Raw genomic sequence first — 14,604 nt, 5'->3', positions numbered from 1 at the left:
TCCATCTGATGTCACACCCACCATTTACGGGCCGGGTGAAAGTCTTTGACACGCTCATTCTCTCCGGCCGCCGTCCGCGGTGTTTCGAGTGAGCGCAAACAAAGCGCGTGTTTGAGCGGACCGGCATGTGGAATGCCCGAGTTGTCTGCGCTGCTTTGACGGCCTCTTCCACGCCCTTGCGCGTCAGGGAAGAAAAGAATCATGCTCGAATCTTGAAACTCGCACCGATTCGACTGGACTCCTGCGGCGTCGAGGCGCAAGACTAGGCGTGTGAACGAAATCACATTGGAAGCAGAAGTCAACCGACCGCACCAGGATCTGACGGCGCTCGAAGCCGCGCGTCTGCTGGGAGTGTCGAAGCTGCACGTCATCGACCTTCTCGAGGCAGGTGAGATCGACTACCACATGGTCGGCAGCGACCTGATGTTCAACGCAGCGGAGATCGCGTCCTACAAGTCGGACCGCGAGCACCGCGACTCGGAGTCCCTCGTATCCGCATGACCCCCGCGCGGCGGTTGGCGCCCTGGCGCTTCCGCTGACGCAGTGCGCGTGCCTCGCACACCGGCGACGCCGCGCACCCTGACGCCTGAGCGCACGTTCATCACCTGAGAACGTGCGCTCTTGTCATGTCGAGCGTGGCTCTACCCGGGTCACCCGGGGCATCCGGGTCACCGCCAGCCCAGCGGTTCCAGGTCGCGTGGGCCATCGGCCAGCAGTTCGGCGATGCTCTCCGCGGGCACGGGCCGCCCGCCCCACGCGTCGACGCCGACGTTGATCTGCCGGCCGCGCTGCCGCCAGGTGTTGTGCACGTGACCGTGCACCACCCAGGCGCCTCGGTCCACGGGGCGGTACTCCACGAACCGGTCCTCGCCGTGCGAGTCGCCCTCGTACGGGAAGTGCGACAGCACGACGCTCACCCCGCCGACGGCGACCGGGTCGGGCCGGTCGTGGACCTCGGCGAAGCCCGCGTCCAGGTAGCGCTGTCGTTCCTTGGCGCGCCGCCGCTCGCGAGCCTCCGGGTCGCCCTTGCGCAGCGCGCGCTCACCCTCCCAGCAGCGGTCGTGGTTGCCGGGTACCAGGATCTTGCGTCCGGCCAGCCGGCCGACGGTGGCGAGCGACTCGTCGAGCGCGCCCAGGGCGACGTCGCCCAGCATCCACACGGTGTCGTCGTCGAAGACGGTCTCGTTCCAGAGCTGGGCGAGCCGGGCGTTCATGGCGGGCACGCCGGAGAAGGGGCGGTCGCAGAAGCGGATGATGTTCAGGTGACCAAAGTGCTGGTCGGACGTGAAGTACGTAGTCATGTCGGAACGCATTCAACAGGCTCCCGCGCCGCCGGGGAACCGAATTAGGCGGCGCGGGAGCGGTCATACCCGAGCTCAGTCCTTGTTGGCCCAGGTGCAGAGTCCGTCGTCGGCGGTGTAGCTCACCCGCTGGACACTCTCGCCGCGCCAGCCGACCATGACACCGTCGCGACGGGTGGACGTCAGGTATTCGCCTGCCGGGATCGTGACCGTCTTGCTCGGGGCCGTCAGGGAGTAACCCGTGCACTCGGGCTGGTCGCCCTTCTCGTACAGGACGCAGTCCTCGCACCCCTCGATCACGACGGTACCCGTTGCGGGCCCCGTGTAGACCATCTCGAACGGTTCCGGGCTGTAGTTGAAGACGGTCAGCCTGACCGTTCCTTCGGGTTCATCACGTGCCGGGAGCCGAACGCCCGCCTTGGGGTCCAGGTACGCGATGCCCGCGGCGATCCGGACCTGCTCTGCGTAGTCCGCCTCCTTGGCCCTGGGATACGTCTCGAGCAGTACGTCCAGGTTTTGGAGCGCCGCCGTGTACTGCTCGTTCTTGAGCTGCGCCACGCCACACTTGAGCAGGCCTGCCGGAATCTGGGTGCGGGCTTTGTCCGCCAGGGCATTGATCTTGCCGGAGTCGAACCCCGCGAGGAATGACGTCGACGCGGTCGCCTGCCTCGTGTCGGTGCAGCCGCCCTTGCTCGTCAGCTTCTTGACGAGGCCGTCCCGCCACACCGCCAGCTCCTGGGGCAGGTTCTGGGCGGGGCCGCTCGCAGGATGATCAGCCAGCAGCTCGGCCAGCATGGGGCGAGCGCTGGCGAACACGCCGCGCTCCGTGGAACGCAGGCCGCAGTCGTGGAGGGCGCCCGGGAGCTCCTCCTGGGCGACGGCCCGCAGCGGTCCTGCCGTCGCGGGCTTTGCGAAGTGCCGCACGGCCGCGACGGCGTTGCAGATGTCGTTGCCCTTGGACTGCGTGTACAGGTCGTCGATGAGACCCGAAACCCGGTCAGCAGCGCGCGTGTGCGGGTGCTCGGTGGCGGTCCGGACATAGGTCGCGTACGCACCGTCGTAGACGTCCTCGTACGGCCCGAAGACGCTGGGCCTCCCGTCCAGGCTCTCCGCCGCCTGGTCGAGGTCGTGGGCGAGGTGCTGTTCCAGCACCTCGTTCTGCGTCACCACGTACGCGGCGCCCAGCAGAGGCACGACCGCGAGCGTCACCCATGCGACCCGCCTTGCGGCACCCGGCGACCACAGGGTCGGACGCCGTACCTCGCGCCGGGCCCGACGCCGCGCGAGGAGCGCGGCGTCGAGCGCGAGCACGCCGAGCACGCCGAGGTAGCCCACCGCCCACCAGGCGTCGAGCGGCTCACGCTCGATCGGCAGCGCGACCCAGACCAGACCCGCCGTCGCGGCCAGGGCGACGACCAGGCGGAGCCACGCCCGCAGGTGCAGGTAGCCGAGGCCTAGTCCGCTCAGGTTGAGCAGGGCGGCGGTCAGCGGGCGAGCCGGGGAGGGAAGGGCGCCGTCGGCGTCCTGGGGCGACGTGGGCGGCGGAGCCTCGCCGTCGGCGTCGCTTACTGCGTCGGCCGGCTCCTCGGCGAGGGGCGTCGGCGGCGCGGGTTGAATGCTCATGAGCCGCGATGCTAGGGGCTCCTTTTGCACTGAAATGGCGAAAGGCCTGATCAAGCAGGGTGAATTGCCCCGATGAGTCCGAACCGTAACGAACGGCTGTCATGGCCGCCGGGATGAGCCATGATCGGCAGGTGGACCTCGCCGTCGATCTGAGCCAGCGCACCGGACGCACCGATGCCATCTACCGCGCGCTGCACGCGGCCCTGACCGGGGGCCGGATCCCGGCAGGGGAGCGGCTGCCCTCGACCCGGGACCTCGCCAGGGACCTCGGCGTCTCGCGCGCGAGCGTCACGGAGGCCTACGAACGGCTCGTCGGGGAGGGTTTCCTGGAGACGCGGGCAGGGTCGGGCACGTACGCCACGGCGGCGGCGAGCGACATCCCACCCGTGCGGCACCGTCCGGGCGCGCTGCGTCCCCGCGCGGGCTGGCGGTGGTCCCCGTATCCGACGAGCGGCGACGCGGCCGTCCCCGCACACGACTTCCGGGTGGGTATCCCGGACGCGAGCCTCTTCCCGTTCGACACCTGGCGCCGCCTCCTGGTCGCGGAGTCCCGCGCCGCCGGCCGCGCGGCGGGCTCGTACTCCGGCCCCGCGGGCCTGCCCCGGTTCCGGGAGGCCGTCGCTCGCTACGTGGCAGGCTCCCGCGGGGTCCGCACCGGGCCCGACGACGTCATCGCGACGACCGGCTCCCAGCAGGCACTCGACCTGGTGGCACGCGTGCTGCTCGAACCGGGGGACGTCGTCGCCATGGAGGACCCGGGCTACCCGGAGGCGCGGGAGCTCTTCGCGCTGCACGGGGCCCGGGTGGTACCGGTGCCCGTCGACGCGGAGGGGCTGGTCGTCGACGAGATCCCGGCGCAGGCACGTCTGGTCTACACCACGCCGTCGCACCAGTTCCCGCTCGGGATGCCGCTGTCGCTCGCCCGGCGACGGGCCCTGCTCGCACACGCCGCACGCCACGGGGCAGCGGTGATCGAGGACGACTACGACAGCGAGTTCCGCCGCGCCCGCCGTCCGCTGGAGTCGTTGCAGGCCCTCGACCGGGACGGCCGCGTCGTCTACGTCGGCACCTTCTCGAAGTCGCTGCTGCCCAGCCTGCGTGTCGGGTACCTGGTGGCGCCGCCGTCGCTCCGGGACGCGCTGCTCGCCGCCCGCCAGCTCACCGACGGCCACGGCGCCGTGCACGTGCAGGCGGCGCTCGCGCGCTTCATCGACGACGGGCTGCTGGCCCGCCACGTCCGCAAGGCCTCGGCGCGCTACACCGAGCGGTACGAGATCCTGCTCGACGCCCTGACGGACCTCCCGGTCGAGCCGGTGCCGACGGCGGCGGGCCTGCATGTGGCCGCCCACCTGCCCGCGGACGCACTGCTGGACTCGCGGGAGCTGGTGGCGCGTGCCCGACGGCGGTCGGTCGTCCTGGACTCCCTCGGCACCTACGCGGTGGGTCCGTATCGCGACGGAGTGGTGCTCGGGTTCGGGGGCGCGGTCACGAGCACTATCCGGCCAGGTATTCGGGTGCTGGAGCGTCTGCTGACGGCGTGCCCGCCGGTGTGACCGCCGGTGTGGCCCCCGCCGTGACGCGTGCCCGCCGCCGGCGCCACGTCGCCCAGGCCAGGCCGCCCAGTGCGGCCAGGACCGGTCCCGTCATGTGCGGCCCGGTCATCACGAGCAGACCGGTCGCCGCGACCAGTGACACGGCCGCGCTCCACCAGCCGATGCCCCGCCGCGGCAGGAGCCGCAGCGCCGCGGCAGTGCCCACCACGTAGAGCAGGGAGAACGTGGCCGTCGCCATGAGCACTATCGCGTCGGTGGACTGGTGCAGGGCGGCGAGCAGCGCTGTCGTGCCGAGGGCGACCGCGGTGATGAGCGCCAGGGACCGGCGCGGGGTGCGGCCCGGCGCGGTGGCGAGCCATCGCGGGAGCGCGCCGTCACGGGCGAGCGCGGCGCCCATCCGGCTGCCGCCCGCGAAGTAGACGTTGATCGCGCCGACGGTCAGCAGCACGGCCAGCACCGTGGTGACGGGCCGCGCGTTCTCCCCGAACCCGAGCACGAGCAGGTCCGAGAGCGGTGCGGGACCAGGCGCCGGACCGAGCACCGCCACCGTCGCGAACGCCACGCCCAGGTACAGGACGCCGACGGCCCCCACCGCGATGGCCGTCGCGCGGGGGATGTCCCGGGCCGGGTCGCGGTACTCGGCGGAGAGCGAGCCGAGGATCTCCCAGCCGGCGAAGGCCCAGACCAGCAGCGCCGCCGCGGAGCCCACCGCGCCCCAGCCGTGCGGGGCGAACGGCGTGAGGTGACCGACCTGGGCATGCGGCAGCGCCACGACCACGGCGACCGCCAGCAGGAGCGCCACCGCCCCGGCGATGACGAGCTGCGCCGTGCCGGACACCCGCAGGTCGAACCAGTTCATGACCGCGCACACCGCGATGATGGCGACCGTGGTGGCCAGCGCCGTGCCGGTACCGCCGCCGGTCGCGTCGGCGACGTACGCGCCGGCGAAGCCCGCGGCGGCGGGAGCGCCCACGCCGATGGTTCCGTAGAACGCCCAGCCGACCATGGTCGACGCCCGCTCACCGAACGCGAGCCGGGCGTACGTGGCCACGCCGCCGCCGTCGGGGTGCCGTGCGCCGAGCGCGGCGAACGTCGTGGCGAGCGGCACGGACAGGAGCACGAGCGCCGCCCACGCCACCAGGGACGCCGGGCCTGCTACGCCCGCCGCGAGGGCCGGGAGGGAGATGACACCGGTGCCGAGCATGGCACCGAGGGTGAGCGCGGCCCCCTGGGGAACGCTGAGTCCGTTCTGCATGCCCTGACGCTATGCGCCCGGTGGACCGCCGAACGGGCCGGTCCCGGGTCAGTTGTTCAGACCAGTGGTGGTTCGCTCCCCGGGGCCGGGGTACGCGCCAGCGCCCGCAGCCGCCGTAGCCCGGCGGTGGTCGCGACGACGACGATCGTCGTCCCGCCGGTCAGGTACCAGCCCTCCGACGGCTCGATGGTGCGGCCGCCCCCGCCGCCCCCGAGGTTCTTGGTGCGGATCGCCAGCAGCCGGCTCTTCACGTCGTCGCCGTCCTCCTCCGTGCCGTCGAAGTCGATGGCGCTCGGGTGCATGGTGGCGAGCTCGCTGCCCTCCATGATCATGATCTCGGCGACCACCAGCACCCGGTCCAGGTAGGGCACCGTGGCCTTGACCTCCTGGCCGATCATCGCCGCGGCGAACGACGGCGCCGCGAGGAACGAGGAGCTGAGCCCGACCGAGTCGGGGATCTCGCGCCGGATGCGCCGCGACAGGTCCTTGTCGAAGACCCGGAGCACGGTCCGGAGCTGGCGGGTCGCGTCCTTGGACCGGGGGATGCTGCGGGCGGCGAAGCCGACGCCGATGGTCGTCGCCCCGCCGCTCGTGACCACCACGATCGCCTGGGCCGTGTCGACGTAGGCGGCGCGCAGGATCGCCGCACGGCGGGCGTCGCCGATCACCACGGGGACGTCGCGGGCCCGCGCGACGGCGATACCGCGGGCGGACTCGTCGACGTCGACGGCGACCACCGGCACCCCGCGCCGGTCCAGGGACCGCACGATGCGGGTGCCGAGATCACCGAGGCCGACGACCACCACGTGGTCCGCCATCGGGTGCAGCGGGGAACCGGCGTCGAGGAGGCGCTGGGTGCGCACCACGCCGTCGACCACCACACCGGTGACCCACGGGATGACCGCGACGCTCACGACCGTCAGGGCCACCTGGGTGACCTTGACGACCGGGTTCGCGTCGTGGTCGGGGTCGCTGCCGGCCAGGGACGGCAGCACCGCCTCGTACAGCGCGCCGGCCCAGGACGAGCCGGTGGCGAGCATGATCGTGAGTGCGCCGACGAGCACGACCACGAGCAGGACACCGGCCGCGAGCAGCAGGTTCCACCCCGAGGTGATCGCGAGGGTGCGGACGTACTCGCCGAACCGCCGCCGCCGGTGCGGGTCCACCTCGTCCTCGTCGGGTTCGAGGTCAGCCTTGACCTCCGGCAGCACGTCCTCCTCGGCGGCGTCCGCCAGATGGACCTTCGGCGTGAGGTCCTTCAGCGCCTCGGCGCTCGGCAGCGCCGTGACGGTGCCGTCCGCGGCGGTCGCGAACAGCACCATGCGAGTGGGCAGCGACGTCTCGCCGTCCACGACGGCGACGAGGCGGCGATGCTTCACCGGGAGGCGGATGAGGCGCCGCAGCGCGGCGCCGACGATCTCGGGCGCCGCGAACGCGGACGCGGACAGCACGGTGCAGCGGTCGCGCTCCAGGTGCCGGCCGAGCGACTCGTCGAAGATCCGGACCACGACGTGCAGCTCGGGCCAGGCCTCGCGCAGCAGCAGCGCGAGGGCGACGTTGCCGCCGTCGTCCTGGTGCACGAGCGCGGCGGCGGACGCGTGGCCCGCTCCCGCGTCCGCGAGGACCTCCTCGTCGATGCGCTCCGCCTCGAGGAGGGTGATCCGGTCCAGGTCGATCGCCCGCATCTCCTGCGCGTACCGGGACGTGCTGTCCGGCACGATGACCGTCACGGTGCCCTTGAACCGCGTGCTGAGCGCCCGCGTCAGGCGGTAGGCGAGGGGGTTGTCGCCGACGACGACGTAGTGCGCGTGCGTGCCCGGATGCCCGGCGTCTGTCATGTTCGCAGAGCGTAGCGGGACCCTCCGACAACGAGGGCACGTCGTGTGCGCTCGTCGTCGGAGGGTCCGGGTGAAGCCGCCGGACGCTACCGGCTCGGTCCCGGGATCAGGCGGGGACGTTCGCCACGCCGTCGGGCAGGAACCGCTTGCCCAGGACCTTCTCGCTGTAGCCGGTGCGGTCGAGGTACGGCGTGATGCCGCCCGTGTGGAAGCCCCAGCCGGCGCCCAGGATCATCGCGAGGTCGATCTGCTGGGGTCCGGGCACGACACCCTCGTCCAGCATGAGGCCGATCTCGGTCGTCAGTGCCGTGAGCACCGCGTCGAGCACACCCGCGGCGTCGAGCACGCCGGGCTCGCCCGGACGGGCGGGGCCGAAGACCTCCTGGATGGCCGGGTCCACCGGCTTGGGCAGGCCCTTGGCGGGCGCGTCGAGCACCACGCGGACGCCGTCCTCGACGATCTTGGCCAGGCCCGGCGACTCCGGGATGCGGTCGCCGAGGTCCTCGCGCAGCGAGGTGAGCACGTGGTGCGCCACTGCCGGCCCCACCAGGTTCGTCAGCTCGAAGGTCGGCATCGGGAAGCCGAGGGGCGCGAGCGCCCGGTCGGCCACCTCGACGGGCGTCCCGTTCTCGATGGCGGCGAGGACCTGGCCCATCACGAGCAGCAGGAGGCGGTTCACGATGAAGCCGGGGCGATCGGCCGACATGATCGCCGTCTTGCGAAGCTTCTTCGTGATGGCGAACGCCGTGGCGAGGGCCTCGTCGGAGGTCCGCTCGGCGTTGATCACCTCGACCAGCGGCATCTGGGCCACCGGGTTGAAGAAGTGGATGCCGACCACGCGCTCGGGGTGCGCCAGGTCCGCCGCCATCTCGGTGACGGACAGGGCCGAGGTGTTGGTCGCCAGGATCGTCTCGGGTGCGATGACCCCCTCGAGCTCGGCGAACACCTTCTTCTTGAGGCCCATGACCTCGGTGACGGCCTCGATCACGAAGTCGCACGAGGCGAACTCGTTGATGTCGGTGGTCCCGGACACCGACGACACGATGCGGGTCGCGGCGCCGGGGGAGAGGCGTCCACGGCCGGCGAGCTTCTCCGCGGTCTCGCGGACGAACGCCAGGCCCTTGTCCACGCGCTCCTGGTCCAGGTCGCGCATGACGACGGGGACGCCGAGGCGCTGCGCGAAGAGGAACGCCATCTGGGCGGCCATCAGGCCGGCCCCGACGACACCGACCTTGGTGACCGGCCGGGCGAGGGCCGGGTCGGGGGCGCCCTGCGGCTTCTTGCCACCGCCGACGAGGTTGAACGCGTAGATGCTGGCGCGCATCTCGTCGGACATGATCAGGTCCGCGAGGGCCTGGTCCTCCGCGGCGAACGCGTCCGCCTTGGTCGCGTTTCGGGCGCCGGCGATGAGTTCCAGCGCGCGGTGCGGGGCGGGACGCGAGGTGCCGACGACGGCGTCGAGCCGCTCCTTCGTCGCAGCGACGACGGCGTCCCACACGGGCTGCGGGTCGAGCTCGCGGCGGGGCACCTCGATCTCACCGGTGACCACCTTGGCCGCCCAGATGATGGACTGCTCCAGGAAGTCGGCGGCCTCGAACAGCTCGTCGACCAGGCCGATCTGCAGCGCCTCGGCGGGCTTGTACGGCTTGTTCGCCGCCGGCCGCGTGAGGATGACCTCGATCGCCTTCTCGACGCCGACCAGGCGCGGCACGAGGTAGGCGCCGCCCCAGCCGGGGATGAGGCCGATGCCGGTCTCGGGCAGGCCGAGCGCCGCGGCGTCGGACGCCACCGTGCGGTAGTCGCAGTTGAGCGCGACCTCGAGGCCGCCGCCCAGGGCGAGGCCGTTCACGAACGCGAAGGTCGGCACACCCGTGGCGGCGCGCAGGTCGCCGAGGATCGTGTAGGCGGCGTGGCCCATGCGGCCCAGCTCGAGCGCCTCGTCGTGGCCGTGCACGGCGGTGATGCCCTTGAGGTCGGCGCCGGCGGCGACGAAGTAGGGCTTGCCGGTGACTCCGACGGCGGCGATCTCGCCGGCCTCCGCACGGGTGCGGACGACCTCGAGCGCTGCCTTGAGCTCGGCCATGCCGGCGGGCCCGAAGGTGTTCGGCTTGGTGTGGTCGAGCCAGTTGTCGAGCGTGACCAGCGCGAGGACGCCGGCGCCGCCGGGCAGGTCGACGTCGCGGACCAGGGAGTGGGTGACGCGCTCCGTGGGGGTGCCGGAGGTCGTCGAAGGGGTCTCAGACACTGGTCAGTTCTCCTCGTCCGTGTGGCCGGAGTAGTCGGCGTGGTGGGGGTTCTCCCAGATGACGCTGCCGCCCTGGCCCAGGCCCACGCACATGGCGGTGAGCCCGTACCGGACCTCGGGGTGCTGCTCGAACTGCCGGGCGAGCTGCGTCATCAGGCGCACCCCGGAGCTGGCCAGCGGGTGGCCCATGGCGATGGCGCCGCCGTACGGGTTGACGCGCGGGTCGTCGTCGGCGATGCCGTAGTGGTCCAGGAACGACAGGACCTGCACGGCGAACGCCTCGTTCAGCTCGAACAGGCCGATGTCCTCGATCGTCAGGCCCGCCGCCCTGAGTGCCTTCTCGGTGGAGGGCACGGGGCCGTAGCCCATGATCTCGGGCGGCACGCCGGCGTAGCCGTAGGACACCAGGCGCATCTTCGCGGGCAGGCCCAGCTCGGCGACGACGTCGCCGGCCGCGAGGATGGCGCCGGTCGCGCCGTCCGTCAGCGGCGAGGACGTCGCGGGGGTGACCCGGCCGCCCGCGCGGAACGGCGTCTTGAGGCCCTGGATGGACTCGAAGGTGGTCTCGGGACGGGGCAGCTCGTCGGTGGTGGCCAGGCCCCAGCCCTGCTCGGAGGAGCGGACCGCCACCGGCACGAGGTCGGGGTCGATGTTGCCGTTGGCCAGCGCCTTGGCGTACTTGGCCTGCGACTCGACGGCGAAGCGGTCGGCGCGCTCCTTGGTGAGCTGCGGGAACTTGTCGTGCAGGTTCTCCGCGGTGACGCCCATGTTCAGGGACTGCGGGTCCACGAGCTTCTCGGCCACGAACCGAGGGTTCACGTCCGCGTCGAAGCCCATCGGGTGGCGGCCCATGTGCTCCACGCCGCCCGCGATCACGACGTCGGCGGCGCCCATGGCGATGCCGGCGGCCGTGGTCGTCGCGGCGGTCATGGCCCCGGCGCACATGCGGTCGATGGCGTAGCCCGGCACGGACTGGGGGAGACCGGCGAGCATGCCTACCGTGCGGCCGAGCGTGAGCCCCTGGTCGCCCTGCTGGGTGGTGGCGGCGATGGCCACCTCGTCGATCCGCTCCGGGGGGAGCTCGGGGTGGCGCCGGAGCAGCTCGCGCACCACCTTCACGATCAGGTCGTCGGCACGCGTCTCTGCGTACAGGCCGTCGGGCTTGGCCTTGCCGAAGGGCGTGCGGGCGCCGTCGACGAAGACGACGTCGCGTACCGCACGGCGGGCACGCGGTGATTCCGGGGCTGCGGTCATCAGCAGAACTCCTGGGGGTTTTCGGGACGGCGACGTCCGGTGAGCGACGCCGCTGGATCGAGATACACGCTACCGCGAGTACCGGTAAAAAGCACGCACGAACTGATACCCGGTCTGGGTGCTCCTGGAACGCAGTCTCGCACTCCGTGGGCAGGGTGCTGAACGACCGTCCTACCCAGCGATCCGGCCCGGAATCGGCGCGGCCACGGGCGAAATCGCTGGGTACGCGAACTCGGCGGCGCACGCGCACAGAGCCCGCCCTACCCAGCGATCGGGCCCGGAATCGTGCGGGGTCCGGGCCCAAACGCTGGGTAGGGCGGGCTCTGTGTGTGCCGCGGGGTCAGCCGTTGCCGCGGAGCTTGCGGACTACCTTCTTCGCCGTCGGCAGGGCGGTGTTCCAGGTGTTGTACCAGCGGGAGAACGCGACGTCGATCGAGCCCACCAGCTCGTCCGTGTGCTTCGCGAAGCTCTTCTTGAAGTCGCTGATGCCGTCGTTGAGCAGGCCGTTCATGTCGTACCGTACGAGGCCCTGCTCCCGGGCGATCTCGATGGTGCGCCAGTAGGTCGGCGCGGTCGCCGTGGCCTTGCGGCCGGCGTCGTTGCCGCCGCCGTACAGAAGGAACGACGTGCTGGCCGAGTTGACGCACCACGCGAAGCAGGCGGGTACGTCGTCGACGTAGGTGGCCACCAGCACCGACTTGTCGCCGAGCGAGCGGTGGATGTCCAGGTAGTACTCGTCGGAGTGGATGGCGAAGCCGGCGCGCTGGGCGGTCTCCTTGTAGACGTCCAGCACCCGCAGCACCTCCTGCTCCTCCGTCACCCGGCGGATGTCCAGGCCGGACCGCGCACCCTTGCGGATCTCGTACCGCGTGGACTTGCGCATGTCCGCCAGCAGCTCGTCACCCGACTTGGTGAGGTCGAGGATCAGCGTGCTGGGGATCAGGATCTGGTTCGGCGCGTACCGCCGCCCGGCCAGGTCCAGCTGGGTGCCGGCCGGCCAGTCCGGCTCGATGGTGATGCCGACGCCGCCCACGTTCTCGCGCGCCCACTCCACGACGGTGTTCGTCACGGCGTTGCGGGTCGCGGAGTCGCCGACCCCGAAGACCGCCTGCGCGGTCTCGCCGTCGTGGTGCGCCACGACCGGTCCGCGCGGCACGTACGACAGCGCCCGGAACTGGGCGGGCAGCGGCCGCACGAGCAGCTGTGCCAGGCCGACGGTCGTGCCGTCCTCGGTCACGCGCAGACGGTGTGCGCGCCAGTTGCCCGCGGCCTTGACCTCGCCCCATCCCCACAGCTGGAGCGGGTGTCCGCCCAGGGCGAGAACCTCGCGGTCCCAGGTCGAAGGTTCGGTGACTACGTCGACGGCGAGCGTGATGGGCTCCGACAGGGCTGGCATGGGGACGACTCTACTGGGGTCGGGGTGCCGCTTTCACACCTGTTCGCGTGCCGCCTCGGCGAACGCCCGCTCCAGGCCGCCCGCCAGCAGCTTCACCTGCCACTGCCGGGCGCCGCGACCCCGCAGGAACTCGGTGATGGCCGCCGCGTCGGCCGGGGCCGGCGGCGACCAGCACAGGCGGCGCAGCGCGTCGGGCTGCAGCAGGTTCTCGACCGGGACGTTCAGCTCCGCGGAGAGCGCCGTCACGAGCTCGCGGGCCGCCGTGAGGCGCCGGGCGGCCGTGGGGTCGCGGTCGCCCCAGGTGCGCGGCGGCGGCGGGCCGTCGGTGCGCGGACCGCGCACGGACGGCAGCTCGGCCTCGGGCAGGGCGCGCGCCTCGTCGATCGCCTTCTGCCAGTACGCGGCCCGACGCTTGGTGCCCTTGCCCGCGAACTCGGGCAGGGCGACGAGCTGGCCTGCCGTCTTCGGCATGGCCTTCGCCGCCGCGACGATCGCCCGGTCGGGCAGCACCCGGCCCGGTGAGATGTCGCGCGCCTGGGCGCTCGCGTCCCGGGCGATCCACATCGCCCGGACGGCGGCGACCTGGCGGGGGTTGCGCAGCACGTGCATGCCGGACGTGCGGCGCCACGGGTCGACCCGCGGCGCCGGCGGGGCGGCGGTGCGCACCGCCTCGAACTCCTGCGCCGCCCACTCGGACTTGCCGGCGGCCTCGAGCCGCTCCGCGAGGCGGTCGCGCAGCTCGACGAGCACCTCGACGTCGAGCGCGGCGTACCGCAACCAGTCCTCGGGCAGCGGGCGGGTGGACCAGTCGACCGCGGAGTGCTCCTTCGCCAGGCCCAGCCCGAGCACCTCGGCCACGACGGCGGCGAGCCCCACGCGTTCCATGCCGAGCAGCCTTGCGGCCAGCTCGGTGTCGAAGACGCGCGCGGGACGCAGGCCGTGCTCGGCGAATCCCGGCAGGTCCTGGGAGGCGGCGTGCAGCACGAACTCGGCGTCACCGACGGCCGCGCCGAGCGGCGAGAGGTCCGGGACGCCGATGGGGTCGATCAGTGCCGTACCCGCGCCCGCCCGCCGTACCTGGACCAGGTAGGTGGCCTGCCCGTAGCGGTAGCCGGAGGCGCGTTCGGCGTCGGCCGCTACCGGCCCGGAGCCTGCAGCGAACGCCTCGACGACTCGTGCGAAAGCACCCTCGGTGGCCACGACGTCGGGCAGCCCGTCAGCGGGCTCGGTCAGTGGGGTGACGGGTGCCGGCACGGGCGTCGATGTCTCCGCAGGGACTCCTCGCTCCGTGGTGGTCATGGACCTACCGTATGGCGTTGCCTGGATCGGTCGGTAAACCGCCTGGTGAGCGCCGCGACACCCTCGGGCAGCGGAGGCACGCCGGCGGCCATGGTGAGCAGCGTGGCCCACGCGCGCAGGTGGGTGCCCAGCTGGGTGTCGAGCGGCGTCCACGACGCGCGGATCTCGAGGTCGACCGCGTCGGGCGTGCCGTCCAGCGCGCCGTAGCTCTGCGACAGCACCCGGGTGACCGTGCCGCCGTCGGCGACGGTGTCCGTACCGCGGACGAGCCCCGCGGACTCGAGGCACTCGCCCACCCAGGACCAGGCGACGTCGGCCAGCATGGGGTCGGCGGCCATCTCGGGCTCGAGCGTGGCCCGGACCAGGGTCACCACGCGGAAGGTGCCGTGCCAGGCCTCCTGGCCGTCCGGGTCGTGCAGCACGACGAAGCGGCCGGTGGCGAGCGGTTCCTCGGCGTGATCGTGGTCGTCGGGGCGGTCCCGGCCGGCCGGCCCGGGTGGCGTGCCGGGCAGCACGTCGCCCGAGAGCGCCACGCTGTACGGCGCCACGCGGCGCGGGGCCGGGATCTCGGTGAGGCGCACCTCGGCACGCAGAGCCTGACGCCGCAGGTCGGCGAGGGCTGCTGCGAAGTCGACGGGGACGCCGGTGGGCGGGCCGCTGGTCACCACTTCACGGTACGTCCGCACGGCGGTCTCCATGCGGAGGCGCGCGGCTGTCGCCGGATCGTGATCTGCTCGCCCGGCGGACGGCGCCGCACCGTCCCGACCTCGGCCGACTAGGCTGACCGAGGGTCACGGCGCGCCGAAACGCGTACGCCGGCCCGTACCCACTTCTTAAGGA

At 72.4% G+C, this 14,604-nt stretch carries 11 protein-coding genes; 2 read left to right on the top strand and 9 right to left on the bottom strand.

The window, feature by feature from the left end:
* Positions 1-270: 270 nt before the first annotated feature.
* Positions 271-501 carry an excisionase family DNA-binding protein gene (locus LUU90_RS00820; RefSeq protein ID WP_275001294.1) on the top strand — a complete coding sequence of 77 codons (231 nt, stop codon included), beginning with the start codon at positions 271-273 and terminating at the stop codon, positions 499-501.
* A 167-nt stretch (positions 502-668) separates the two neighbouring features.
* Here LUU90_RS00820 and LUU90_RS00815 read toward each other — a convergent pair whose 3' ends face one another.
* Both LUU90_RS00815 and LUU90_RS00810 read right to left on the bottom strand, forming a co-directional pair.
* Entirely contained in the window at positions 669-1,301 is a 633-nt protein-coding gene (locus LUU90_RS00815; RefSeq protein ID WP_275001293.1) for a metallophosphoesterase, read from the bottom strand.
* Positions 1,302-1,376: 75 nt separating this feature from the next.
* Complete coding sequence (locus LUU90_RS00810; RefSeq protein WP_275001292.1) at positions 1,377-2,924, bottom strand: hypothetical protein; 1,548 nt, start codon at positions 2,922-2,924, stop codon at positions 1,377-1,379.
* A 113-nt stretch (positions 2,925-3,037) separates the two neighbouring features.
* Here LUU90_RS00810 and LUU90_RS00805 point away from each other — a divergent pair, with 113 nt between their 5' ends.
* Positions 3,038-4,477 carry a PLP-dependent aminotransferase family protein gene (locus tag LUU90_RS00805; protein ID WP_275001291.1) on the top strand — a complete coding sequence of 480 codons (1,440 nt, stop codon included), beginning with the start codon at positions 3,038-3,040 and terminating at the stop codon, positions 4,475-4,477.
* Here LUU90_RS00805 and LUU90_RS00800 read toward each other — a convergent pair.
* The 7 genes from LUU90_RS00800 to LUU90_RS00770 form a co-directional block, all read right to left on the bottom strand.
* Complete coding sequence (locus LUU90_RS00800; RefSeq protein WP_275001290.1) at positions 4,419-5,732, bottom strand: APC family permease; 1,314 nt, start codon at positions 5,730-5,732, stop codon at positions 4,419-4,421. The two genes, LUU90_RS00805 and LUU90_RS00800, sit on opposite strands and share 59 nt — an antisense overlap.
* Positions 5,733-5,788: 56 nt before the next feature.
* Positions 5,789-7,570 carry an NAD-binding protein gene (locus LUU90_RS00795; RefSeq protein WP_275001289.1) on the bottom strand — a complete coding sequence of 594 codons (1,782 nt, stop codon included), beginning with the start codon at positions 7,568-7,570 and terminating at the stop codon, positions 5,789-5,791.
* Positions 7,571-7,676: 106 nt separating this feature from the next.
* Positions 7,677-9,815: a 3-hydroxyacyl-CoA dehydrogenase NAD-binding domain-containing protein gene (locus tag LUU90_RS00790; RefSeq protein WP_275001288.1), complete on the bottom strand. Its 2,139-nt coding sequence runs from the start codon at positions 9,813-9,815 to the stop codon at positions 7,677-7,679.
* A 3-nt stretch (positions 9,816-9,818) separates the two neighbouring features.
* Positions 9,819-11,069, bottom strand: coding sequence for a thiolase family protein (locus LUU90_RS00785; protein ID WP_275001286.1), 1,251 nt, complete (start codon positions 11,067-11,069; stop codon positions 9,819-9,821).
* A 340-nt stretch (positions 11,070-11,409) separates the two neighbouring features.
* Positions 11,410-12,465 (bottom strand): lipid II:glycine glycyltransferase FemX, encoded by a 1,056-nt coding sequence (locus LUU90_RS00780; protein ID WP_275001285.1) that lies wholly within the window; start codon positions 12,463-12,465, stop codon positions 11,410-11,412.
* A 33-nt stretch (positions 12,466-12,498) separates the two neighbouring features.
* A complete protein-coding gene (locus LUU90_RS00775; protein WP_275001284.1) occupies positions 12,499-13,764 on the bottom strand; it encodes a ribonuclease D in 1,266 nt (421 codons plus the stop codon).
* Positions 13,761-14,429 carry a DUF3000 domain-containing protein gene (locus LUU90_RS00770; RefSeq protein WP_275001282.1) on the bottom strand — a complete coding sequence of 223 codons (669 nt, stop codon included), beginning with the start codon at positions 14,427-14,429 and terminating at the stop codon, positions 13,761-13,763. The genes LUU90_RS00775 and LUU90_RS00770 overlap by 4 nt, the downstream gene beginning before the upstream one ends.
* Between the last annotated feature and the right edge of the window lie 175 nt (positions 14,430-14,604).

The sequence above is a fragment of the Promicromonospora iranensis genome (assembly GCF_028994775.1).
GTDB lineage: Bacteria > Actinomycetota > Actinomycetes > Actinomycetales > Cellulomonadaceae > Promicromonospora > Promicromonospora iranensis_A.
Note: the sequence above shows the minus strand (reverse complement) of the source record. Positions and strands in the feature narration are given on the sequence as shown.